22 protein-coding genes and 3 pseudogenes are annotated in these 22,132 nt (G+C 61.7%); 9 read left to right on the forward strand and 16 right to left on the reverse strand.

The window, feature by feature from the left end; all coding sequences use genetic code 11:
• Positions 1–386 precede the first annotated feature (386 nt).
• Positions 387–2,024 carry an AMP-binding protein gene (locus ACSMEV_RS11385; RefSeq protein ID WP_459205252.1) on the forward strand — a complete coding sequence of 546 codons (1,638 nt, stop codon included), beginning with the start codon at positions 387–389 and terminating at the stop codon, positions 2,022–2,024.
• 98 nt (positions 2,025–2,122) lie between these two features.
• Here the strand turns inward: ACSMEV_RS11385 and ACSMEV_RS11390 are convergent, their stop codons facing one another.
• From ACSMEV_RS11390 to dusA, 3 genes are all read right to left on the reverse strand, one after another.
• A complete protein-coding gene (locus ACSMEV_RS11390) occupies positions 2,123–3,997 on the reverse strand; it encodes an alkaline phosphatase D family protein (RefSeq protein WP_459205253.1) in 1,875 nt (624 codons plus the stop codon).
• Positions 3,998–4,094: 97 nt separating this feature from the next.
• Positions 4,095–5,015, reverse strand: a complete 921-nt coding sequence (tal, locus tag ACSMEV_RS11395; RefSeq protein WP_459205254.1) for a transaldolase — start codon at positions 5,013–5,015, stop codon at positions 4,095–4,097.
• A gap of 120 nt (positions 5,016–5,135) precedes the next feature.
• A complete protein-coding gene (gene dusA / locus ACSMEV_RS11400; protein ID WP_459205255.1) occupies positions 5,136–6,155 on the reverse strand; it encodes a tRNA dihydrouridine(20/20a) synthase DusA in 1,020 nt (339 codons plus the stop codon).
• A gap of 75 nt (positions 6,156–6,230) precedes the next feature.
• Between dusA and ACSMEV_RS11405 the strand changes: the two genes are divergently transcribed.
• Complete coding sequence (locus ACSMEV_RS11405) at positions 6,231–6,611, forward strand: hypothetical protein (RefSeq protein ID WP_459205256.1); 381 nt, start codon at positions 6,231–6,233, stop codon at positions 6,609–6,611.
• A 290-nt stretch (positions 6,612–6,901) separates the two neighbouring features.
• Here ACSMEV_RS11405 and ACSMEV_RS11410 read toward each other — a convergent pair whose 3' ends face one another.
• From ACSMEV_RS11410 to ACSMEV_RS11445, 8 genes and pseudogenes are all read right to left on the reverse strand, one after another.
• Positions 6,902–7,312, reverse strand: coding sequence for a YybH family protein (locus tag ACSMEV_RS11410; protein WP_459205257.1), 411 nt, complete (start codon positions 7,310–7,312; stop codon positions 6,902–6,904).
• A gap of 208 nt (positions 7,313–7,520) precedes the next feature.
• A pseudogene (gene tnpC / locus ACSMEV_RS11415) lies at positions 7,521–9,055 on the reverse strand (IS66 family transposase).
• Between the two features lie 63 nt (positions 9,056–9,118).
• Entirely contained in the window at positions 9,119–9,454 is a 336-nt protein-coding gene (gene tnpB, locus ACSMEV_RS11420) for an IS66 family insertion sequence element accessory protein TnpB (RefSeq protein WP_459205258.1), read from the reverse strand.
• A complete protein-coding gene (gene tnpA, locus ACSMEV_RS11425; protein WP_459205259.1) occupies positions 9,451–9,771 on the reverse strand; it encodes an IS66-like element accessory protein TnpA in 321 nt (106 codons plus the stop codon). Before tnpA ends, tnpB begins: the two co-directional genes overlap by 4 nt.
• 230 nt (positions 9,772–10,001) lie before the next feature.
• Entirely contained in the window at positions 10,002–10,319 is a 318-nt protein-coding gene (locus tag ACSMEV_RS11430) for a DUF7677 family protein (protein WP_459205260.1), read from the reverse strand.
• A gap of 141 nt (positions 10,320–10,460) precedes the next feature.
• Positions 10,461–10,729: pseudogene (locus ACSMEV_RS11435) on the reverse strand (integrase core domain-containing protein); the annotation flags it as partial.
• Between the two features lie 268 nt (positions 10,730–10,997).
• Positions 10,998–11,879, reverse strand: a complete 882-nt coding sequence (locus ACSMEV_RS11440; protein WP_459208330.1) for a methyl-accepting chemotaxis protein — start codon at positions 11,877–11,879, stop codon at positions 10,998–11,000.
• Between the two features lie 21 nt (positions 11,880–11,900).
• Positions 11,901–12,692, reverse strand: a pseudogene (locus ACSMEV_RS11445) (MCP four helix bundle domain-containing protein); the annotation flags it as partial.
• A 156-nt stretch (positions 12,693–12,848) separates the two neighbouring features.
• On the opposite strand from ACSMEV_RS11445, the gene ACSMEV_RS11450 reads away from it, so the two are divergent.
• The 3 genes from ACSMEV_RS11450 to ACSMEV_RS11460 all read left to right on the forward strand — a co-directional run bounded on the left by ACSMEV_RS11450 (position 12,849) and on the right by ACSMEV_RS11460 (position 14,827).
• Positions 12,849–13,520, forward strand: coding sequence for a DUF6710 family protein (locus tag ACSMEV_RS11450; RefSeq protein WP_459205261.1), 672 nt, complete (start codon positions 12,849–12,851; stop codon positions 13,518–13,520).
• Positions 13,517–13,915: a hypothetical protein gene (locus ACSMEV_RS11455; RefSeq protein ID WP_459205262.1), complete on the forward strand. Its 399-nt coding sequence runs from the start codon at positions 13,517–13,519 to the stop codon at positions 13,913–13,915. The genes ACSMEV_RS11450 and ACSMEV_RS11455 overlap by 4 nt, the downstream gene beginning before the upstream one ends.
• Before the next feature lie 606 nt (positions 13,916–14,521).
• Entirely contained in the window at positions 14,522–14,827 is a 306-nt protein-coding gene (locus tag ACSMEV_RS11460; protein WP_459205263.1) for a DUF3077 domain-containing protein, read from the forward strand.
• A 95-nt stretch (positions 14,828–14,922) separates the two neighbouring features.
• On the opposite strand, the gene ACSMEV_RS11465 is transcribed toward ACSMEV_RS11460, so the two are convergent.
• Complete coding sequence (locus tag ACSMEV_RS11465; protein ID WP_459205264.1) at positions 14,923–15,192, reverse strand: hypothetical protein; 270 nt, start codon at positions 15,190–15,192, stop codon at positions 14,923–14,925.
• A 321-nt stretch (positions 15,193–15,513) separates the two neighbouring features.
• Here ACSMEV_RS11465 and ACSMEV_RS11470 point away from each other — a divergent pair, with 321 nt between their 5' ends.
• Complete coding sequence (locus ACSMEV_RS11470) at positions 15,514–15,765, forward strand: hypothetical protein (RefSeq protein WP_459205265.1); 252 nt, start codon at positions 15,514–15,516, stop codon at positions 15,763–15,765.
• Positions 15,766–16,026: 261 nt separating this feature from the next.
• The gene (locus ACSMEV_RS11475; protein WP_459208331.1) at positions 16,027–17,292 is read left to right on the forward strand and encodes an APC family permease; all 1,266 of its coding nucleotides are present in this window, start codon (positions 16,027–16,029) and stop codon (positions 17,290–17,292) included.
• Positions 17,293–17,434: 142 nt separating this feature from the next.
• Here ACSMEV_RS11475 and ACSMEV_RS11480 read toward each other — a convergent pair whose 3' ends face one another.
• On the reverse strand, positions 17,435–17,884 hold the full coding sequence (locus ACSMEV_RS11480) for an RcnB family protein (protein ID WP_459205266.1): 450 nt from the start codon (positions 17,882–17,884) through the stop codon (positions 17,435–17,437).
• Positions 17,885–18,161: 277 nt separating this feature from the next.
• On the opposite strand from ACSMEV_RS11480, the gene ACSMEV_RS11485 reads away from it, so the two are divergent.
• Entirely contained in the window at positions 18,162–18,983 is an 822-nt protein-coding gene (locus tag ACSMEV_RS11485; RefSeq protein WP_459205267.1) for a DUF2314 domain-containing protein, read from the forward strand.
• 75 nt (positions 18,984–19,058) lie between these two features.
• Here the strand turns inward: ACSMEV_RS11485 and tri1 are convergent, their stop codons facing one another.
• Together tri1 and ACSMEV_RS11495 are read right to left on the reverse strand one after the other, a co-directional pair.
• Positions 19,059–20,075: an ADP-ribosylarginine hydrolase Tri1 gene (gene tri1, locus ACSMEV_RS11490; protein WP_459205268.1), complete on the reverse strand. Its 1,017-nt coding sequence runs from the start codon at positions 20,073–20,075 to the stop codon at positions 19,059–19,061.
• A gap of 312 nt (positions 20,076–20,387) precedes the next feature.
• On the reverse strand, positions 20,388–21,158 hold the full coding sequence (locus ACSMEV_RS11495; RefSeq protein ID WP_459205269.1) for an SDR family oxidoreductase: 771 nt from the start codon (positions 21,156–21,158) through the stop codon (positions 20,388–20,390).
• A gap of 119 nt (positions 21,159–21,277) precedes the next feature.
• Here ACSMEV_RS11495 and ACSMEV_RS11500 point away from each other — a divergent pair, with 119 nt between their 5' ends.
• Positions 21,278–21,721: a winged helix-turn-helix transcriptional regulator gene (locus ACSMEV_RS11500; RefSeq protein WP_459205270.1), complete on the forward strand. Its 444-nt coding sequence runs from the start codon at positions 21,278–21,280 to the stop codon at positions 21,719–21,721.
• 41 nt (positions 21,722–21,762) lie between these two features.
• Here the strand turns inward: ACSMEV_RS11500 and ACSMEV_RS11505 are convergent, their stop codons facing one another.
• A complete protein-coding gene (locus tag ACSMEV_RS11505) occupies positions 21,763–22,080 on the reverse strand; it encodes a hypothetical protein (protein ID WP_459205271.1) in 318 nt (105 codons plus the stop codon).
• Positions 22,081–22,132 lie beyond the last annotated feature (52 nt).

Raw genomic sequence — 22,132 nt, forward strand, 5'->3', positions numbered from 1 at the left:
GGCGCCTGGCGCTCGGTTTTCAGTCCTTTCAACACTTGGTTCACCTGGCTGGACACGATAAACGCCCACCGGTGTACGCCCCCGTACCCTCCAGTTTTCCGTAGACGGCGTCTACTCACGCTGAGATTCACCTCGCGCGCGTCTTGCTCGAAGTCCCGCTAGCCCCTGGCGACGTGCTATCGGCCGCAGGTCTTCGAGCACTGCGGCCCATGTCCTGGCGCTCAGGCACTCGAAGCGACGGCGCCGCTGCCCGAGAGGGCGCGAGCAACGCGTGGCATGCTGGAAAAACCACTCACACAGGTTGAAGGATTTTGCCATTGCTCCGCTGCGGGGCCACGGCCGATCCTCTTGCGCGACACGCCCAACAACAATAAACAGGTGCCGTGATGCGTGACTATCAATCCGCAGTACTGGACTTCGACTATCGACGCGCCGCCGAGGCTGACTTGCAGGGCACGCTCGACGCGCTCAATGCCTGCGTCGAATGTTGCGATCGCCATGCCGAGCAGAACACCATCGCGCTGTACTACGAAGCCCAGGACGGCAGCGCGGCGCAGTACACCTATGCCGAGCTCGAGGAACAGGCCGCCCGCTTCGGCAACCTGCTGCGCGAGCAGGGGGTAAAGCCGGGCGACCGGGTGGCGGGCCTGCTGCCGCGCACGGTCGAACTGCTGGTGGTAGTGCTCGGCACCTGGCGCGTTGGCGCGGTCTACCAGCCGCTGTTCACCGCCTTCGGGCCCAAGGCGATCGAGCAGCGCCTGGCCTGCTCGGGCGCCCGCTGGATCGTCACCGACCTGCACAACCGCCCCAAGCTCGATGAGATCGCTGCCTTGCCTGGGGTATTGCTGGTGGGCGGCACGGACGCCGATCCGCATCTGGACTTCTGGGCCAGTCTCTCCCGGCAAAGCACGACGTGCGAGCCTCTGTTGCAGCCAGCCACCGCGCCGTTCCTGCTGATGTGCACCTCCGGCACCACGGGGCCGGCCAAGCCGCTGGAAGTACCGCTGAGCGCCATCCTGTCGTTCAAACGCTACATGCGCGATGCCATCGGCCTTGAGCCCGGCGAGCCGTTCTGGAACCTGGCCGACCCCGGCTGGGCGTATGGCCTTTACTACGCCGTCATTGGGCCATTGGCCTGCGGGCACGCCACGCTGTTTTACAACGGGTCGTTCTCGGTGGAGAGCACCTGCCGGGTGATCGACAAATATGCCATCGGCAACCTGGCCGGCTCGCCCACCGCGTATCGCCTGTTGATCGCGGCGCAGTCGCAGTTCGCCGAGGGCGTGCGCGGGCGTCTGAGACGGGTCAGCAGCGCGGGCGAGCCGCTCAATCCGCAGGTGATCCGCTGGTTCGCCGAACAGCTGGGGGTGGTCATCCACGACCACTACGGGCAAACCGAACTCGGCATGGTGCTGTGCAACCACCATGGCCTGGATCATCCTGTGCGCGAAGGCTCGGCCGGCTACGCCTCGCCGGGCTACCGCGTGGTGGTGCTGGACGACGCCCAGCGCGAGCTGCCCGCCGGCCAGCCGGGCACACTGGCCATCGACCGCGAACGCTCGCCGGCATGCTGGTTTCGCGGCTACTTCGGCATGGCCACCAAGGCCTTCGCCGGGCGTTATTACCTCAGCGGTGACGTGGTCGAGCTCAACGACGACGGCAGTATCAGTTTCGTCGGGCGCGACGACGATGTGATCACCACCTCCGGTTACCGAGTGGGCCCGTTCGATGTGGAGAGCGCGCTCATCGAACACCCCGCCGTGGTCGAAGCGGCCGTCGTCGGCAAGCCCGATCCGCAGCGCACGGAAATCATCAAAGCCTTCGTGGTCCTCGCCCCGGACCACTTGCCCAGCCCCGAGCTGGCCGAAGCGCTCCGCCTGCATGTGCGGCATCGTCTCGCCGCCCATGCCTATCCACGGGAGATCGAGTTCACCGAGCAGTTGCCCAAGACCCCCAGCGGCAAAGTGCAGCGCTTCATCCTGCGCAACCAGGAAATTGCCAAGCAGCGTGTTGTCGATGCGTGAGGGGCGCGCATTGGAGGTGAGATGGGTTTCAGGAAGCTACTTGCCCCTGCCGGAGGGGCTGGATCTGCATGTTCAGCCAGCAGTGCCGGTGCCGTGCCTCAAACGCCACTCTTGCCCACGAACTCCGTCTTCGCCGTGCCATCCGCATTCAACTGGTACACCCGCGCCGGCCGGCCATTCTCATCGAAGAACACCTGCCCCAGCCCTGCGCTGTTCCACAGCCTTTCCCCCGCCTGACGATTGCTCGGCGTACGCGGCTCGACCTGCATCTTGCGCCGCTTGGTGAGACCGTTCAGCGGCGAGTTCGGTGCATACAACCAGCGATTCAACCGATCCAGCACATCCAGCAAGCGCTTGGGAAACTGGTTCTTGATGCCGCTGCTGGTCACCTGCCACAAATGCGGGCTGCGCTGGCGATCGCGGATCAGCACCTCGTAGACGAACGAGTAATGCACGTCGCCCGACAGAATCACGTAATGCCCCGGCGTGCGCGAATGGCGAAAGATGTTGAGGATGGTCTGCGCGCCTTCGCGGTGCGCCATCCAGTTCTCCGCATCGACCAGCAGCGGATAGCCCAGCCAGCTGAATACCCGCTGCACCGTCTCGATCAGCTTCACCCCGAAGATCGGCGCGGGCGAGACGATTACCGCCGAGGGGTGGTCCAGCAGCGCCTGCTGCAACTCGCATAAACCTTCCCAATCCAGCAGACCCGAGGGTTTGTGCGGGTGGTCCTCGTTGCGCCAGCGCCGCGTGCGGGTGTCGAGCACCAGCAGCGGCGGGTCGCTGGCGATCTGGTAGTGCCAGCCCTGGAAGTGCAGCAGGCGGTCGATCAATGCATCGTGCAGCGCAGCGTCGAGGGTCGAGCCACTGTGCAGCAACTTGTTGGCGCCTTCGACCAACGGCCCGCAACGCTGCGGATCATTGCCCCAGCCTTGGCACAGCAGGTAGCCCAGCAGCGCATTGCCGATGATCCGCCGTGAGAACGGGTGGCCGTAAGCGGTCTGCTCCCACAGCGCCGACAGGTTCCAGTCGTCGGTGATGTCGTGGTCGTCGAAGATCATCAGGCAGCTCAGGTGCGCCATGACCCGCGCCACCCGGTCGAGCCCGCGGCTGAAGGCGTGCACGTGCGGCAGCTCGTCGCTGTAGCGCTGCCGATGCTCTTCGCTGAGGCCTGCCGGCATGCGCAATTCGATCAACGACCACGGCACTGGCGACCACACCAGCAAATACATCGCCATCACCTCGGCGAAGCTGACCAGGTGGTTGTCGGCGTTGCTGGACGAAAAGATCGGCTTGCGCTTGCCGCCGAAGAAGCGTCGCTTCAGGCCCTCGTTGCCAGGGGTGCTCGGCAGCAGCTCCGCACGCCGGTAGTAGCTGGAAACATCGCCATGCAGCGCCTGGCTGTGCTCGATCCGCGCGCCATCCAGCACTTCATCGAACAGCCCCAGGCGCTCGATCAGCTGATGGATGGCCTGCAACATCGGCCCGGCCACATCGTCCACGTACACCTGGTCCCCGGTCATCAACAGCGCGGCTGGACGTTGCTGCGGCTCGGTGCAGGCCAGCAGCAGATCGTCGGCGCACAGCAGACCGTCGTTGGCCGGGTGGTGCGGCTTGCGGCACGAGCCGTGCAGCAACTGGTCGAAACGCCCGCGTAGCACCAGGTTCGGCATCGACTGGCCGGGGTAGAGCAAGTGCGCCGCCCAGTCCCGCACGCCCCCCAGGCCCGGCACCTGCACGTCGTAGGCGAGCAGGGTGTCGACCGGCAGCGGCGTGTCGAAGGTGACCTCCAGCAAATGCACGAACGCGTGCTGCCCGATTGGCACCAGGGTGCAGATGGTCTCGCAGGGGTATCCCGGCAGGTGGACGACAGGCGCCAGCGCACGGGTCGCCACCAGCCAGATCGCCAGGCGCCGAGGTTCCAGCCGCCGCAGCACGGGGCCGGCGAGGATGCATGGGAGGGGAGGAGTCATTGCGCTATCGACTGCGGGGAGAAAGAAGAAGGGCGCTTACGCGCTGGAGGCCAAAAGTGCGCCGACGCCGCATGAGGGCACCGGCGCACCCTAACCATCACTGCGCCATGAGCGCTTCGAGTTTTTCCTGATCGCGGGCGAACTGACGAATACCTTCGGCAAGCTTCTCGGTGCTCATCGCGTCTTCGTTCAAGGCCCAGCGGAACTGGCTTTCGCTCAGTTGCTGCTTGGCTTCGCCGGCATTGCCCGGCTTGAGCACGCGCGGCAGTTCGCCTTCGTCTTCGCTGAGCTTTTGCAACAGTTCCGGGCTGATGGTCAGGCGATCGCAGCCGGCCAGTTGCTCGATCTGATTGATGTTGCGGAAGCTCGCGCCCATGACCACGGTGTCGTAGCCATTGGTCTTGTAGTAGTCGTAGATACGCGCCACCGACTGCACGCCCGGATCGTCGGCGCCGGTGTATTCCTTGCCGGTGCTCTTCTTGTACCAGTCGTAGATACGGCCCACGAACGGCGAGATCAGGAACACCCCGGCATCGGCACAGGCTTGCGCCTGGGCAAAGGAGAACAGCAGGGTGAGGTTGGTCTGGATGCCATCCTTCTCCAGCTTCTCGGCGGCACGAATGCCTTCCCAGGTGGAGGCCAGCTTGATCAGCACGCGTTCGCGGCCCACACCGGCCTTGTCGTACAGATCGATCAGGTGGTGCGCTTTCTTCAACAGCGCCGGCTCGTCGAACGACAGGCGGGCATCCACTTCAGTGGAGATGCGCCCTGGGATCTCTTTGAGCAGCCCGCTGCCCACGCTGACCGAAAACTGATCGCAGGCCGCTTGGACGTTGCCTTTCGCGTCGCTTTTGACCTTGCCCAGCAGCTCCGCATAGCCTTCCAGGCCGGAGGCCTTGAGCAGCAGCGAAGGGTTGGTGGTGGCATCTTCCGGCTTGAGCCGAATGATGGCTTCCAGGTCGCCGGTGTCGGCGACCACGGTGGTGAACTGTTTGAGTTGTTCCAGCTTGGAGGTCATGACGTGCTCTTTCCTTTGCGAGTTCTCGACAGTACCCGACGGTCGGGCTCCGCTCAAGGCGGGTAGGACAAGTCGGATCGGACTGTAGGCTTCGAGTCGGCGCCTCCCCGCTGGTTCAGTTCAACGCCCCTGCAACAGCTCAGCGGCCTGATCCAGCACCGCCAACGGCTCGGGATGCTTGTGGATGTCCGACGACAGCAACTGACGGAATCGCCGTGCGCCCGGGAAACCTTGGCCCAGCCCAAGGATGTGCCGCGTCACGTGATGCATGGCACCGCCGCTTTCCAGATGCGCGACGATGTACGGCCGCAACTGCGCCAAGGCTTCGGCGCGGCTGATCACCGGCGCGGTGCTGCCGAACAGCTGCTGGTCGACCTCGGCCAGCAGGTAGGGGTTGTGGTACGCCTCGCGACCCAGCATCACCCCGTCGAAGGTCTGCAAGTGCGCCTGGCATTCTTCCAGCGTCTTGATCCCGCCGTTGAGCACGATCTCCAGGTCCGGGAAGTCGGCCTTGAGCTGTGCGGCGACGTCATAGCGCAGCGGCGGCACCTCACGGTTCTCCTTGGGCGACAGGCCTTCGAGGATGGCGATGCGCGCATGCACGGTGAAGCTGCGGCAACCGGCATCGCGCACCTGACCGACGAAGTCGCACAGCTCGGCGTAGCTGTCGCGGCCGTTGATGCCGATGCGGTGCTTGACGGTGATCGGCGTTGAGACGGCGTCGCGCATGGCTTTGACGCAGTCGGCCACCAGGGCCGGATGTGCCATGAGGCAGGCGCCGATCATGTTGTTCTGCACGCGGTCGCTGGGGCAGCCGACGTTGAGGTTGACCTCGTCGTAGTGGGCGGCTTGGGCGAGTTTGGCGCAGGCGGCGAGGTCGGCGGGGACGCTGCCGCCGAGTTGGAGGGCCAGGGGGTGTTCGGTGGGGTCGTGGCGCAGGAAACGGTCGGGGTCGCTGTGGAGGAGGGCACCGGTGGTGACCATTTCGGTGTAGAGGAGGGTGTGTTTGGAGAGGATGCGCAGGAAGAAGCGGCAGTGGCGGTCTGTCCAGTCCATCATGGGGGCGACGCTGAAGCGGCGGGAGGGTTCAGGGCTTTGGGCTTCTGGGTTTGAAGCTGGTTTTGCAGGAGATTCGTTCAACGTGTTCTGTACCGATTTTCGTGGGATAAGGCGTTTTTGAATGGGATTGGTGCGATGTACCAATCTTAAAAGGACGTGTACCAATTCCCTATAGCAACCATTCGGACGCGCAAAAAGGCTGATGGTATACCCAGTTATCTGGTCCAGATTCGTATCAGCCGCGACAAGACGACAGTCTACCAAGAGAGCCAGGTCTTCGCCCGCAAGCAGGGGGCGCAGCCGTGGGCCAAGCGTCGGGAAACTGAGCTGTCAGAGCCAGGCGCAATCGAGCGTGCTAAGCGTCAGGGGCTGACGGTCAGGCACATGATCGAGCGCTATCTGATGAAAGCTGAGAAGGCCGGCTTCTTGGTGAGAGCAACCGGCGCATGCCAACGCTACCAGCGCGGTCCATTGGGCAAGGTGGTCGATGCAGGTATCTCGCAGAAGTGCAGGTCGACTATGCGTGGTGGCGCATGAGTTTCAAGGGTGGAGCAGTTAGGCCGAAAGCTGCTGGCAATGTCTTCGATATACCGAGGGTAGCGAGCGTGTCAGAGCATCGAGACTGGAACTCGATGCGGCGGTACGCGCATTGGCGCGGGCGCAGAAATCGTCATATAGGGTGGGCTTAGTTGGAGTATTGTCCAGGCGCTAGTCAAGCTGGAAGGACAGTAAGCGTCTGGCCGACGCACCTTGCGGATAGAAAAATTTTGCCTTCCGCTTGGGTGATGGAGCCTACTTACCGGGGTAGGCTCCACCCTCTTGATATCCTACGATTCGACACCGCTATCCAGTAGCGTCGTTCCGTAGGAGTTGTCCACCACGCATAGCCACTTTTCTGAAAATTGACGAAACACGTAGGTCGCCCTACGCAAAATCTCAGTTTTCACTCCCGTCTTGTCCGTGGCTTGTAGCCGGGTCTCCATGATAACGAGAGCTACATCACCCCCTTGTATAACCTGCATCTCCCCCTGTGTGACAACGATGCTGTTATTGAAATGCTCCGCAATGGCGACAAAAGCTCGGCGGATGCTTTCTTTGCCTGCGACGGTCAATCCTGGTTTGACCACGAGACTGGCATCATCCGCATAAAACTTCATTAGCTCGTCGAAGTCTTCGGCTGTGATGGCTCGATCAGCGGCCTCGATTGTCTCTTTGAGGGTTCGGGTAAGTGCGTCCATTCCTGCGCTCCTGAAGTAGCCTCAGAGGAGGAATGAAAAGCCCCGCTGCTGAGGCGGGGTTTGGCAAATCGTGCGCAGTCCCACCACCTAGGTGAAGGTGGTAATAATTGAATTTGCGCACTGGAAACGGTAACTGTTCATGGCATGAATCTGCCGCATAAAGACAAGAAAATCAACTGATACGATGCTGTGTTGACACCGTTCACCACTATGCTGGTCGCCACTGATCGGGTAACAATTGATCAATCTCATTGGCTCGCTGCGTCGGTAGGCGCGTCAACACATCCTTGAGATAGGCATACGGATCATGCCCATTCATGCGCGCCGACTGGATCAGGCTCATGATTGCAGCCGCCCGCTTGCCACTGCGCAGCGACCCGGCAAACAACCAGTTCGAGCGACCGAGTGCCCATGGCCGTATCTGGTTCTCGACTTGGTTGTTGTCGATGGGCACGGCCCCATCCTCCAGGTAGCGCGTCAGCGCTACCCAGCGTTTCAGGCTGTAATCGAGGGCTTGGCCGTGGCTGATCCGTTGGGCACCAGATCGCGCTGGGCCAACATCCAGTCATGCAGTGTCTTGCTGATCGGTACCGCCATTTCCTAACGTATTCGCCAACGGTCTTCGTCGCTCATATCCCGAGCCTGGCGTTCAACCTCGTACAAACCGCCAATCGAGTGCAGCGCCTGTTCGGCCAGCTGACTTTTGTTCGCGACATGCAGGTCGAAGAACTTGCGGCGAGCATGAGCCATACAGCCGATTTCAGTGATGCCTTGCTCAAAACCGGCTTTGTAGCCAGCGAAGTCATCGCAAGCCAGCTTGCCGTTCCAGTCGCCCAGGAAGTTGCGCGCATGTTCGCCTGCACGGCTTGGACTGAAGTCGTAAACCACCGCATTAAGCGCCGGAAACGGCGTCGTGCTGTAGGCCCAGACATAGGCTCGGTGAGTTTTCTTCTCGCCCGGCGCAAGCATTTGCACCGGTGTTTCATCGGCATGAATCACGCCCTGGCTCAGCACCGCTTCACGCAGTGCATCGACCAGTGGTTGGAGTCGCACACCAGTTTGTCCAACCCACTGGGCCAAGGTCGAGCGAGCGATGGCCAGCCCGGCGCGCCCAAAGATTTTCTCCTGCCGGTACAGCGGCAAGTGATCGGCAAACTTGGCCACCATGACGTGGGCCAGCAGGCCTGCGGTCGGGATACCTTTGTCGATAACCTGCGCCGGCACAGGCGCCTGGATCAGTGTTTCGCACTGACGGCAGGCCCATTTGCCACGCACATGTTGCTCGACGGTAAATACACCCGGTGTGTAATCCAGCTTCTCACTGACGTCTTCGCCGATGCGTTGAAGTTGGCAGCCACAGGCGCACTGGGTGTTTTCGGGTTCGTGACGAATCACCGTGCGTGGAAACTGCGGCGGCAATGGCGCACGTTTCGGGGATCGCCGTGGTTCGGCCTGTGGCGCAGCTGGAAGGAGCTGTTTTAGCTCGGCTTCGATAGCCTCAAGGTCTGTGTCGAGCAAGTCATCCAGCAAGCTGCTTTGCGCCGGGCTGATTTGCTCGCTGCGCTTGGCAAACTTGTGGCGTTTGAGCAGGGCGATTTCGTAAGTGAGCTGTTCAATGACAGTTTGATCGTTCTGGATCTTCCTGCTCATCGCCTCGACCTGGGACTGCAACTGCAACGCCTGCGCCGCCAAGGCACGAAGCTGTTCCGTGGTCATTTGGTCGAGGTTGGGCGAGAAAGTCATGTCACCGATTGTGCCAGAGCAGGCACGTGACGACGACACGTAGACCGGCCAAATGCACGGCGGTTACAGCATGCTGATCACACCGCCTGCACCGACGCGCTGCCACGGCAGGCCGAGCACCAACGCCTGAAGTTGTTCGCTGTCGAGTTCGACCTCGCCGCCGTGGCGAATGCCGGGCCAGTAGAACTTGCCTTGGTTCAGTCGTCGCGCTGCAAGCCAGACGCCCACGCCGTCGTGCACCAGCACTTTCATTCGATTAGCCCGGCGATTGGCGAACAGATAGGCGCAGTGCGGCTTCGCCGCACCGAACACCGCGATCACTCGGGCTAATGCGGTTTCGGTACCAGCGCGCATGTCCATCGGCTCGGTAGCCAGCCAGATCGTATCGATGCGGATCATTGAGCGACAGCCCGGATAAATTGCGCACAGCCCTCGGGATCTGAGGTCGGCCATTTCACCGTGATCACTTGCCCGGCCATGGCTAACTCAATGATCACTGACGCTTCAGTTGGCCGTTTACGGGCAGCCTTCAGTGGCACAAAGGCCGGTAGCGAAGTTGTCGCGGACTGGTCTCGATAGAGCGGCAGCCATTTGCGGATGACGTTGGCGTTGATGCCGTGGCTGATGGCGACACTGGACACGGTTGCGCCAGGTTGCAGGCATTCCTGAACGACCTGGGCTTTGAAAGGCTTCGGATAAGAGCTTCGTTGGCGCATGGAGATCCTGGCGATAAGGGTGATCGCGTCCGCTTAAAAATACGCGGACACCATCGCCCTTAAAGCTGGAGTTCGGAAGGTGAGTTCGCCGGACGCTTACGAAGGACAGACTGCATAGCGGGCTTATTCAGGCGTGCGCCATCATGGCTGGCAGCTTTCGGCCAAAAAAAGCCATTAGACTGGGCCTTTCGGCTTTTTCCGGCCCCCTATGTCCAAGAGCAAAACTTTTCTTAGCGGGCGGATGAGGGCGGCCGATGCAGCTTGGTTTCCCAGTCTTCTAGAGGCGGCGTCACTTCGAAAGAGGGGTCGCAGTATGACCTTAAGTAGTCAGTGGCTCTCGCTTGGGCGTAAGTGAAATTTAACACGTTGCCTTCACTGTCCATTTCTATGACATTCGCGAATATCGCAAAAACCATCTCAATCGCACTCGGCTCAGCGCCATAGAGGTCGAGGTATTCCACGTTTTTAAGCATGTGGTGGCTTCCACTTGCCATAAAATACGCGAATGTTCGAAGTGCTCCACTGAAATCATTACTTAGCTTTTTCATGTGCATGCTCTTTTAAAAATGTCCTGAATTCAACGGTTTCACATGCGGACATCTGCATTTTTCCCGTGTTATCGTAGCTGGGAAAGTCTCAAATCTGCCAGAGTTGTACTTTTAATTTTGCACAAATACCTGCTCACTGAATCACCCAGAGTTTCGTATGTACAGTCCCGGAATGAGGCGGTGCGGACTGACAGTGAATCGCCCTGGGCTTTTCGTCCAGGCTTCCCAGATCACCTTGAACGGCGTGCGCCATCGCAAAGCCTTGAGTGCCTGGCGAAGTTGTACACCATTATGGAAGCCTGTGCATGTGCCTTTAGTGGGGCGAAGCCTGGGTAGTGGAAGGACTGGATAGTGGCGTCTTTGATCGTACGGTTCATGTGCTCGACTTGGCCGTTGGTCCATGCGTGGTAGCCCCTCCGAGCATCCTGCTTAATGGTTCTTATCCGCCACTTGGCGACAGTTTTCACGTTCAACCGGTAACGGACGGCAAGCCTTCGATTCGACTATTTCGACGCTTGGAGTTCGGCTCGAATTCGTGGCGTCGTGCGCGCTGAATCATGGAGACGTCCCTCCAAAATGCATCCTGCTACTGGGGGTTAAAGATGCACCATGACTTTCTGGGACTGAACGCCTAGCACGTTCTGCCCCTATCGCCGCCTCAATGAGAGAAACTCAAGCTCAAGTCCGAAACCGCGCCACCATCTGATTCAAATTAATCGCCAACTGAGACAACTCCCCACTGGCAATCAACGTCTGCCGCGTCCCCTCGCTGCTCTGCAGCGCCAGGTCACGAATGCTGACCAAAGCCCGATCCACCTCACGCGCAACATAAGCCTGCTCTTCAGAAGCCGTCGCAATCTGCTGATTCCGGTCATCGATCATCTGCGCAGCGTGGGTAATCACCTGCAACGACTGCCCAGCATCGTCTGTCGTGCCTTGAGTGGTGCTCACCTCACGCAAGCTGTCACCCATGGCCGTCACCACAGCGGTACTGCGCGCCTGGATCGAAGCGATCATCCCCTCAATCTCGCCTGTAGAAGTTTGTGTACGGTGCGCCAACGCACGCACTTCATCGGCCACCACCGCAAAGCCGCGGCCTTGCTCGCCCGCACGCGCAGCTTCAATGGCAGCATTCAAGGCCAACAGATTGGTCTGTTCGGCAATGGCGCCGATCACACCCAACACCTTGCTGATCTCCTGGGTTTGCCCGGCCAATTGCTGCACCTGCTCAGCGGTGAGGTCGACGCGGTCTTTGAGGCTGCGCATGGCCACCAGGGTTTGCGTGACCTTCTGGTTACCCATCTCAGCCGCGATGGTCGATTCTTTGGCCGCTTGCGAGGTGGAAGTGGCGTTGCGCGCCACCTCGTCGACGGCCGTGCTCATCTGGTTCACTGCTGTCGCGGCTTGTTCGATCTCGCCGTTCTGCTGGTGCAGGGTGCGATTGGCGCTTTCGGTGATGGCGGTCATCTCGACGGCGGCGGCGCTCAACTGCGTCGAGGCGTCCGAAATTTCGCTTATGGTCGTGCGCAAGTTGCCCTGCATAGCGTTCAGCGCCGTCATCAGCCGGCTGGCCTCGTCGACACCCACTACCGTCACCGCCGCACGCAAATCAGCTCTGACAATGTTTTCGGCCATCGATAGCGACGCGGCAAGCGGTACCACGATGCTGCGGGTGAGCAGCACGGCCAGCACGATGGTGAGCAACAGCGCTGCGGCCACCATTACGGCGATCACTTCGGTGCTGTTGATGTACACGTCAGTCGTCTGGGCGCCCGCAGCGGCAGCGCCTTCCGCATTGTGTTCGCGCAGGCGGGTAAGCTCGGTCTGGTAGGCCTCGGCATGCGCCTTTTGCTCGTTGTTGGCGTAGGCTACCGCTTGGTCATGGTCAGTGGCTTCCACGGTCACGATGTGCGCCAAGCCATCCAGAAACGTCGCCATACGCGCGGCAGCCGCTTCGAAGGTTTGTCGTTCCTGTTTGTCGGAGACCAGAGGTTGGCGATAGCAGTTTGTGCGGTCGTTGAGGATGTCGCGGGCGTTGTTCAGTTGGTCGATGGCGGTTGTACGGTCCTCTGGCCGGGTAGCGGCCAGCAGGCGAATGCCCTCCAGCCGCGCCTTCAGCACCGCGATCTGGATATCGTCAGTGGTTTGGGTGCTGGCCAGCCAGTTACTTCGATGTCCTGTTCGGTGACGCGCAACTTGCCAAGTTGCAGGTAAATGAACCCACCCAAGGCGACTAGCAGCAGGGTGATCAGGCCGAAACGCAGAGAGGCCCGAGGAGCGATGTTGAGTGAGAGAAGATTCATGGGCGCGGTTCCGGCAGTGGGCTCGCTTACGGAGCCTATACCGGGTTACCGGCGGATCGAGCGGGAGCATGATAGGAGGGAATGGGAGTTTGTTCGGAGGCCTCAGTTGGGCTTGGATCAAATGAGAAACTTGGGTTAGGAGCACGATGGCATGCGACGTTTACCAGCATACCTAGAATCGTTGATCTGCAAAATTTAGGAATTTTCCGACAAGGAGGACACGGCAATGAGCTCATCTGTCACCGAGTTTGAAAACGTCATAAGGTGGGCAAGAATGCTTGCAGATGATGCAAATCGGGAGGGTCTTGAGGATCTCATCAAGATAGTACTGAGGCCTGTACAAGCCGATCATATGCGCGCAGCGTTGATTCGACCCAAGCATTGTGCTCCCGAATCTCTCTCATGGATCCGCAGCATGGGCGGCCTCTGGCAAATACCGACAGCTGAGGGCACGTTGCTTTCGCATGTAACCAAGTATGGGCGCCAAACCGTCGATAAAAGCCATACGGTGCGTCTCTGGCGAGATGTGGTGCTTCCAACGATATGGAGTAGCTCAAGCATCGAGAGCAGCTTGGGCGCCATCGGTCCTGGCCGTTCCTGTGGCCGATTCACTCAGGACTCGAACCACCGCGTCACGCTTATGATCCCGCTCGGCATCGGCTGGGTGTCTGGAGGCAACCACTCTATCACTCAGGGTATTCTGTCGGGCGAGGGTGAGATTGTTCCCGATGAAGTTATCGATGTGTCATCTGCCATAGACGCAGTTCGATATGACGGTGAATGCTGGGTCTGTATGAGTTCCGGTCTACGTACCGAGGGGCCACTTTATCGCGAATTCGGATGGGTATGGGAGATCGCCCGCTTGCTCAGCAAACGCCCTAACGCTTCTGCTGATTGAGTGTCGGTATCGATGCAGTCTGTGCGATAGCAGCGGTGCTTTTAGATGATCAATCTCTAGCGATCCTGACGACTTTTAGAAGCCAGTGCCTGCATCAGCCTCAGCGAATCTCCAACTGGCATTTCACTATTAGCAGCGTTCTGCAAGAGGATGAAAAAGTGAACCACGAACTCTGGCAAGAACCTGACGGCTGCCAGACTTTTTGCCTGGCGGGTGCTCGCGGTGAGCGCGCGCGAGCGCTGATGCAGCCTGGAGCGAAGCTGATCTGGGAGGTCGAAGCTGAAAGCTATTTCGAGGCCATGACTCTCTACTATGCGTATATGCAATGGGGCGAGTACCTGAGTGATTTTCCTGAGCAAGACATGATCCCCTACGAAGAGCGGGGCTGGGATTGAATACCTGACCGCGTCCACAGCCTTTTCCGCATCATTGGAAAGTCAGAATTTTCCTATTCCTTGTAGTCCATTTCCCAAAGATACTCCTCCAGCCATCAATCTCTTGCGGTCAATTTCCATAGGTCCTAGTCTCCCGCCCCGTCGCCTCCTATAGGCGACCGGTTGTGACAGGCCGAGAGAAAAAGGACCGTACGAGCCATGTGTTATGGTGGCTGTGCGTGGGGCACCTCGTGTGCGCCGGTTTTTCCTTATTTCTCCGGTCTGTCAACCCGCGTACAGCCGCCACCCTTTTGTTTGACAGCGAAAGCGTGGCGGGTCCGTTAAAGAATAAGGAGCTCGCATGCTGAAAATTGTCCCAGACCCGCCGCCCACTATCTCGTTAGCCATTCAGCGCACTGCCCTGTTGTGCAGACCTTTCCCAGCTTCTTTCTCTCGTTACACCCCCCAATGTCCACCTGAATCTCGAAGCTCGCAAACGTTTGCCAAGCGATAGGCATCGAACGCTGATCGGCTGGTAACCGAAAACGCCACCGTGCATTCAGAGCGTGGCGCCCTGATGGCCGGCTTGGCGCAGGCCATCAAGGCATGGAGGAGGGGGAGTCATTTGTGAGCAGTCATTCTTCGAAGTGTGCCAAAGCAAAAACCGAATCTATTGGATCAGCCACCTTCGGCGAAGGAGCCAAGGGCAACAGCAGCCACCGGCTTTTCCGAGTCGAACCAGGCCATGACCAGGATTATTTGCTGGAACAAGCCAATGTGCTGATGAACTGCGTGTACAAACTCACACGTGAAGCGAGCCTGGAGCCGGATGAATCCTTGATCGTTGCCGCTCACTTTTTGAGTGGGATGACGAAGGCTTTGGTCGAGGACATCGCGATAGCGCGGATGATTGCTCCGGCTGACTGCAGTTAGCAGGTAGTACCGACCTGAGGTGCTTACAGGTGATGCCGGCTTGCCTAATGTTCACTGCACGCCTTTGGCAAAGCCGAAACGAAACCGAGAAAGGCTCACGGGCAAAACGGGCAATACAGGTTATCCAGGAAGTCCTCAGTCTCGATCCCTTTATCCAACACTTGCACCACCACCGTTCCATGCCGTTTGCATTCCAGCATCTGGCCCGCGCCGCTGTGGGTGGGCGGTTGGTCGTTGAATTCGTTGTTACCGCACCATGGGCATTTGCTGATGGGAGCGTCGGTTTGGGCGAGGATGGCGAGGGTCCAGCCGCAGCCGGGGCAGGTGAGGCGGTTGAGGGGTTGGGCGGGGGTGGGGGTTGGCATGGGGGAGGGCCTGGTTGGGGGAGGTTTTGGATTTGGTCATATCTCGGCTTGTGGGGGAAGTGCGGGTTATGTGAGTTGCGGATTTGTGGGCATATGGGCTGGTTTGCTGAGGGTTTGTAGTGTTGGTGGTGGCGTTGTTTATTAACAGGTGATGGGATGGTGGCTGGGGTGGGGCTGCATTGCAGCCCATCGCGGCTGAAGCCGCTCCCACAGGGTCCAGCGTAAGACGGGGCGCTTTGGCTGAACTTCGTGGGTAGAGTATCTATCCGAAGTTGAACCCTCTAGGCCACGCCCCGCGATAGCAAATCGAAGGAGATCTCGATGTCCAGCAACCGCGCCGACAGCAACACCCAACTCGCAGCCATCTTCGATCAGCTCCTGGCGCTGCGCGAAAGCGTTCATGAACTGCATGTCACGGAGCAAGAGCGCGCTATCACTTTGCGCGGCCATCAGACTGTGGACGACAACGAAGCCCTGGACCTCGCATTCGCCAAGCTGCAAACCGACATCGCGGGTATCGAAGAAGGTCTGGCAACCATTGCGGAGGCTATGGGCGATATCCCAAAGCTCTGAGCTATCGGCACCCGTCAACGCACCCGTCCGTCAGCTCCTCCGTACATCCTTCGGCATTAACCACCGCTCCCACCGTCCCAACCACCTGACCTCGAAACCCGAACGCTAGGCTCCAATCAAAACGCTCAAGGCTCAAGGCTCAAGGCTCAAGGCTCAAGGCTCAAGGCTCGAAGCTCAAAGTCCCATCCCACCCCCCGACAGGAGTCGACCGTGCCCACCACCGCCGCCAAGCCCTCCCTACGCCGCGCCATCACCGGCCCCATGCTGTACCTCTTCATCCTCGGCGACGTCCTCGGCGCAGGTGTCTACGCTCTCGCCGGTACCATCGCAGGCGAAGTGGGTGGGGCAATCTGGGTACCGCTGCTGATCGCGCTGTTCTTCGCCATGCTCACCGCCGGCTCCTACGCCGAGCTGGTGACCAAATACCCGCACGCCGGTGCGGCGTCGGTGTTCGCGGAGAAGGCCTTCAAGTCGCCGCTGCTGTCGTTCCTGGTCGGCTTCAGCATGCTCGCGGCGGCCGTCACCAGCGCGGCGGGGTTGTCGCTGGCGTTCGCCGGGGATTACCTGAGCGCCTTCATCGATGTCTCGCCGTACCTGGCCGCCACCGTCTTCCTCGTCGCCATCGCCGCGCTCAATGCGCGGGGCATCAAGGAGTCCCTGGGGGCGAACCTGGTGATGACGCTCATCGAGCTGTCGGGCCTGCTGCTGGTGGTGGTCGCCGCGGCCTGGTATTTCCGCACGGGCGATGCGGACCTGGGCCGCACCCTGACGTTCAAACCGGGCATCAACCCGATGCTCGCCGTACTCGGCGCAGCGTTGCTGGCGTTCTATTCCTTCGTGGGTTTCGAGACGTCCGCCAACCTGGCCGAGGAAATCAAGGACGTGCGCACCATCTACCCACGCGCCTTGTTCGCCGCGCTGCTCACGGCGGGCGTGGTGTACATGGCGGTGGGGGTGGCGGCGTCGAGCGTATTGCCGACCGACAAACTCGTCGCCACCTCGGCGCCGCTGCTGGAAGTGGTGCGCGAGTCGGGGCTGAACATTCCGCCCATGCTGTTCGCCTTCATCGCCTTGGTGGCGGTCGCCAACGGCGCGCTGCTGTCCATGATCATGGCCAGCCGGCTCACCTATGGCATGGCCAACCTGCGACTGCTGCCGGGCGTGCTGGGCGCGGTGCTGCCAGGGCGGCGCACACCGTGGATGGCAATCGTCGCGACCACGCTGGTGGCGATTGCACTGACGCTCACCGGCACCTTGGCCACTTTGGCGCAGACGGTGGTGCTGCTGTTGCTGTTCGTGTTCCTCAGCACCAACGTCGCGGTGTTGGTGCTGCGCCGTGATGCCGTGGCGGAGGAGCACTTCCGCGTACCGACCTTGGTGCCGGTGCTCGCAATTCTGTCGTGTCTGTTGCTGCTCAGCCAACAAGGCTGGGATACCTGGCTGCGGGCGGGTGGGTTGATGGTGCTGGGGGTGTTGCTTTATCTGTGCACGCGGGGTCAGCGGCGATTGACAGGCAGCACTGACTGAAGGGGCTCGCCAACGGTCGATCCGTTGGCGTCGAGCGAGTCGGCCCGTCGACAATGATCGGTATGAGGCAAAGTCCCTTTCCTACAGACCGACTCGCTCGGCATCCGCCTTCCGCTAGGCACGACGGCAAACGCATTACGCGTCAGTAGCCTGCCAGTACGGTTGTGATCACCCCGGTCGCGATCGCCACCAGCACATAGTCGCCATTGACGTGCAGCCAGCGATGCTCGGGTGGCGGGGCGGAGAGGTGGCGGGCGCGCCAATCGGTGACCCAGTAGCGGTCGTCGCGGAAGCGCGGCTCCACGACATGCCCGCGCCGCCATTCCTGATGTGGGATCGGCAGGCCGGCTTGCGGGCGGAAGTTGGCGTCGCGGTAGGCCGGGTGGCCGCCACGGCCAGGGTGTGGCTGGGCGCGGTCGGGGTGGGCCTGCGGGTGTCCCGGCTGCGGGCCAGGCGGTTGCGCACGGCCTTGCTGCGGCCCCCCACGATGATCGCCCGGACCACCTTCCGGCCCGCCGCCCGGTTGGGCGAAGCTGGCCAGCGGCATGCCCAGCATCAGCACTGCGCACAATGCAGTCAGGTTCTTTTTCATCGGATGTTCCTTTCATAGTTCAAGGGCGCCGCCTGGGTCCGGCTCGTTGCCTGGCGGCGAGCGAAGCACGGTGGGGGCTCGGGAAATATGACCACGGCTTTGCGTCAGCTGCCGACAGCAAGAGGTAAAGAACGGGTAAAGCCCAGGCAGAAGGCACCTTGCAGCCGCGTTGAACTTTCCGCCCGCGCAAGCTCCAAAAATGGATCTGACCAGGCACGTCGGCGATGGCCGTTCCAGGCCATGTCCGCTATCCGAAAACTTCTCAAGGATGTCCCCCATGAGCGACCGCCCCATCTACTCCGCCGACGGCCAGAGCGCCGCGTTCCAGACCGCCGTCAGCAACGCCCAAGCCACTTTCAGGTTCTTCTGGCGCGAATTGTCGTGGGAGGCGCGGCGTATCGTTCCGGCGCTGGAAGTGGCTGCCGTGAAGATGTCCTTCCCGGTCGACAGCGACGATCCGGAGGCGCCCAGCGTCGAGAACATGTGGCTGAGCGAAGTCGATTTCGACGGTACGTCCATCAGTGGCGTGCTGCTCAATGCCTCGGAATGGATCACCGAGTACGCCGAATCGGAGTGGGTGACGCTGCCGTTCTCGAGCCTCAACGACTGGATGTACGTGAGCCAGGGCGAAGTCTGTGGCGGCTTCACAATCGATGTGCTGCGCAGCGAGATGTCCGACCAGGAACGCGCCGAGCACGATGCGGCCTGGGGCCTGGATTTCGGCGAGCCTGGCTCGGTCCGTTTAGTGCCGGCCGCCGAGGGCCAGGCGGAGGCCGTCGTGTCTCGCGGGCTCGACACGCCCTACGACCATCAGGTGCTCGAAGCGCTGGACGCAGGTGACCATCCCATGGCGGTGAACATGCAGGAGAAGGTGGAAGAAGGCCTGCGCCAGTACCCCAGCATGATCACCGAAGCCGACGAAGCCGGCTGGCTGTTGCTGCACCACCAGGCATTGGCAGGCAATTACCCGGTGGTACGCAGCCTGTTGCAGCACGGCGCCGACGCCTCGGCACGCACCGACGGCGGACAGACGGCGGCGCAGTTGGCGCAGGAGGCCGGGTGGGGCAGGGTGGCGCGCCTGTTGCGCGGCGAGGCCTGAGGCACGGCCCGTGGGCGGTCATGCCCTGGCGCAGGATACCCCCTGCGCTGACTAGACCGCTCCAACGCAAGACCCTCAGCCCTGCGGCGCCCGCTCGAACAACTGCGTCGCCAAGTCCCGAATCCGCTGCGACCAGGCCACCTTCGCCACCCACTCGGGCGGCATGCCCGACACGCCATACAGCGCACCGGCCAGTTGCCCGGCCGTGGCCGCCACGCTGTCGGCGTCGTCGGCGAGGTTGGCGGCCAGCAGCACCGCGTCGCGGAAGTTGTCCGTGTGCCACACCGCCCACAGGGCTGCTTCCAAGGTGTCGATCACATACCCGGACGAGCGGATCTGCTCGCGGGCCTTGTCTTTGTACTCACCGGCATTGATCAGCAACGGGCGCGCCGACAGCGCACAGACCAGAGGTGTCAGTGCTTCGTGCTTGTCCGCGCCGTTCAAGGCCAAGTGCAACTGAGCGCCGAACAACTGGCAGCACTGCACTGCTTCTTCGGCGCGATGGGTGACTTCGCTCTGCGCCGCGCTGCCCTGCCAGGTGGCCGGCAGCGAGTGGCGGTGGAAGATCGCGGTGGGCGCCAGGCGGATCAACGAGCCGTTGCCGGCGCTGGAGGCTTCGCGGTTGCCGGGCCAATCGCGGCCCTGTGCCTGCCAGCCGTGCAAGGCGTCGCGGGTGGCGTTGCCGATGTCGAAGCAGCGGCCGTTGGCGCTGTTTTCGCCGCGTTGGTACCAGCGCAGCAGGCCTTCGGCGTAGGTGGCGTAATCGAAGCGGCCTTGGCTGAGGTAGGTATCGGCCAGGGCCAGGGCCATGCTGGTGTCGTCGGTCCATTCGCCCGGCTTGAGCTGGAAGGGGCCGCCGCCGACCATGTCCTGCACATGGCCGCGGTCGCGGGGCTGGAACTCAAGCGTGGTGCCCACGGCATCGGCGATGGCCAGGCCCAGCAGGGCACCCTGGGCACGGTCCAGGGCCTGGGCGTCGTTCAGCGTGCAACGGCGGGTGGCAAGGTTGTGATGAGCATCGCTGGGGAGCAAGTGCTGGTAGCGTGAAACGTGAGCGTTCAAGGTGTCTTGAGGGCTGCGCAGATCGATCATGGGCGTCCTTTCCTGGCGGGTGATTGCAGATTCGCCGCGGCATTGGGTAGGCCAGGGCGGCGCAAAGTGTCGGTGTCGAGTGAGTTTCGCATCGACCGATGCCAGGAGAGGTGGGGGCGATGGGTGAGCTTTTCCAGGTCAACGCCGTCCCATGCCGTTTTTCGCCCCCATTATCCTCACCCTGACATGCTGCGGCCATTGGGTCGTTGAAGCGTTCGTAGACGGCCGGATAAACGCCACTACGCTCGGCGAAGCACGACGGCTTGACCTGTCCCACCTGGGTTTCATCGCGCTCACGCTCGGCCTGCAAGGTCACTCGCCCTGGCGCGCTGCGGCCATCTGGTCGTTGAAGCGTGCGAAGAACGCCGGGTAATCCTCCCCCCGCTCGGCGTAGCGCAATGGCTTGACCCGCTCCACCAGAATTTCGTCCGCCTCGGGTGCGTGCTGGAAGATGCCCATCACCTCGTCGATGAACTCGCGCAGCGCCATCGCCTGCGGGTCGTTGGCCTGGCGTTCGCCCATCAGCCCGGTCTGCACGTAGGGCGGCGCCAGCTCGTGCACGCGCACGGCGGTGTCCTTGAGCTGATAGCGCAGCGACTGGCTGTAGGAATGCACGGCCGCCTTGGTCGCGCAGTAGCTCGGCGTCAGCGCCAGGGGCATGAAGGCCAGCCCCGACGAGACCGTGACGATGGCGGCGTGGGGCTGCTTGAGAAAGTGCGGCAGCAGCCAGCTATCCAGGCGGATCGGCCCTAGCAAGTTGGTGGCCACCGTGGCCTCCAGTTCGCTGGCGCCGCCTGTGGTCAGCGATTCGCCGCGCATGATGCCGGCGGCGTGGATCACGGCATTGAGCCGGGGGTAGTCGGCGATCAGGCGTTCGGCCACGCGCTGGGTGTCGTGCGCGTCGCTGACGTCGAGCACCTGGTAGCGCAGTCCGGGGTTGGCCGCGACCTCGCGCTGCAGCAGCGCTTCGCGGCGCCCGGCGATGATCACCTCGTTGCCCAGCGCCAGGAAGGCTTTCGCCAGTTCCAGGCCGATGCCGCTGCCGCCGCCTGTGACCAGAAGGGTATTGCCTGTGGTGTGCATGTCGAGCCTCGCGATGTGGAGTGGGTCGCTCGTCGTCAAGCGACATGCATTACCCTAGGCCGCTGGCGCGCCGTACGGAAGTAGGCGCCGGAAAGTGCCGTACTTACCCCGAGGAAACCATGGCCATCGACGATCCCACCCAGCCCGCCCGGCGCAGCCCCACCTGGCCCCACGGCGACGACAAGGTCGACCCGGAACTGGACCGCCTGGTGCGCGAGATCATCGGCCGAGTCGCCGACAAGTGGACCATGCTGGTGATCGAGGCGCTCGCCGAACGGGGCTGCCTGCGCTTCACCCAACTGGCGGCGCAGGTCGGCAACGTCAGCCAGAAGATGCTGACCAAGACCGTACGGCAGATGGAGGCCGATGGGCTGCTGGTGCGTACCGTCTACCCGGTGGTGCCGCCGAAGGTGGAATACCGCCTGACGGAAATGGGCATGAGCCTGGGGGAAGCGTTTTGCGGGGTGTGGCTGTGGGCCGAGCGCCATCGGCAGACGATCGAGGCGTCGCGGGCGGCCTACGAGGCGCAGGCCAAGGCGCAGGACGATGGGCTGGAGGGATAGGCCCCTCGACCCGCGCCTTGCGTGAGCTAATCCAGGCGATCTCAGTCTTCGCCGCGCAACTCCCGTTCGACGTCCGTCAGCGTCTGGTTCAAGGCATCGGCCTCGGTCCGCGTGACCGTGCCGTTGCGCGCTTGCAGATTGCCCGCGCGGGTCTGCACTTCGCCTACCGAAACGTGCAGTCGCTCGGCCTGTTGCGGGGACAGGGCGTTGGCTCGCGCCTGCTTGTCGATCCACAGGTTGAGCGATACGGCCCGGTCTTGCAGGTAGTCGTTGTCGCTCTGCAGGGCATCGTGCGTGCAGGCGGGGAGGGCCAGGCAGCAGAGGGTGAGCAGGGTAGCGGGCATGAGCGCTTTGCGCATGGCAAGATCCTGTAAAAAAGGGAGCGTCGGTGAGCGCGGTGATGAGCAGCAG

The organism is Pseudomonas sp. MLB6B, from assembly GCF_054508135.1.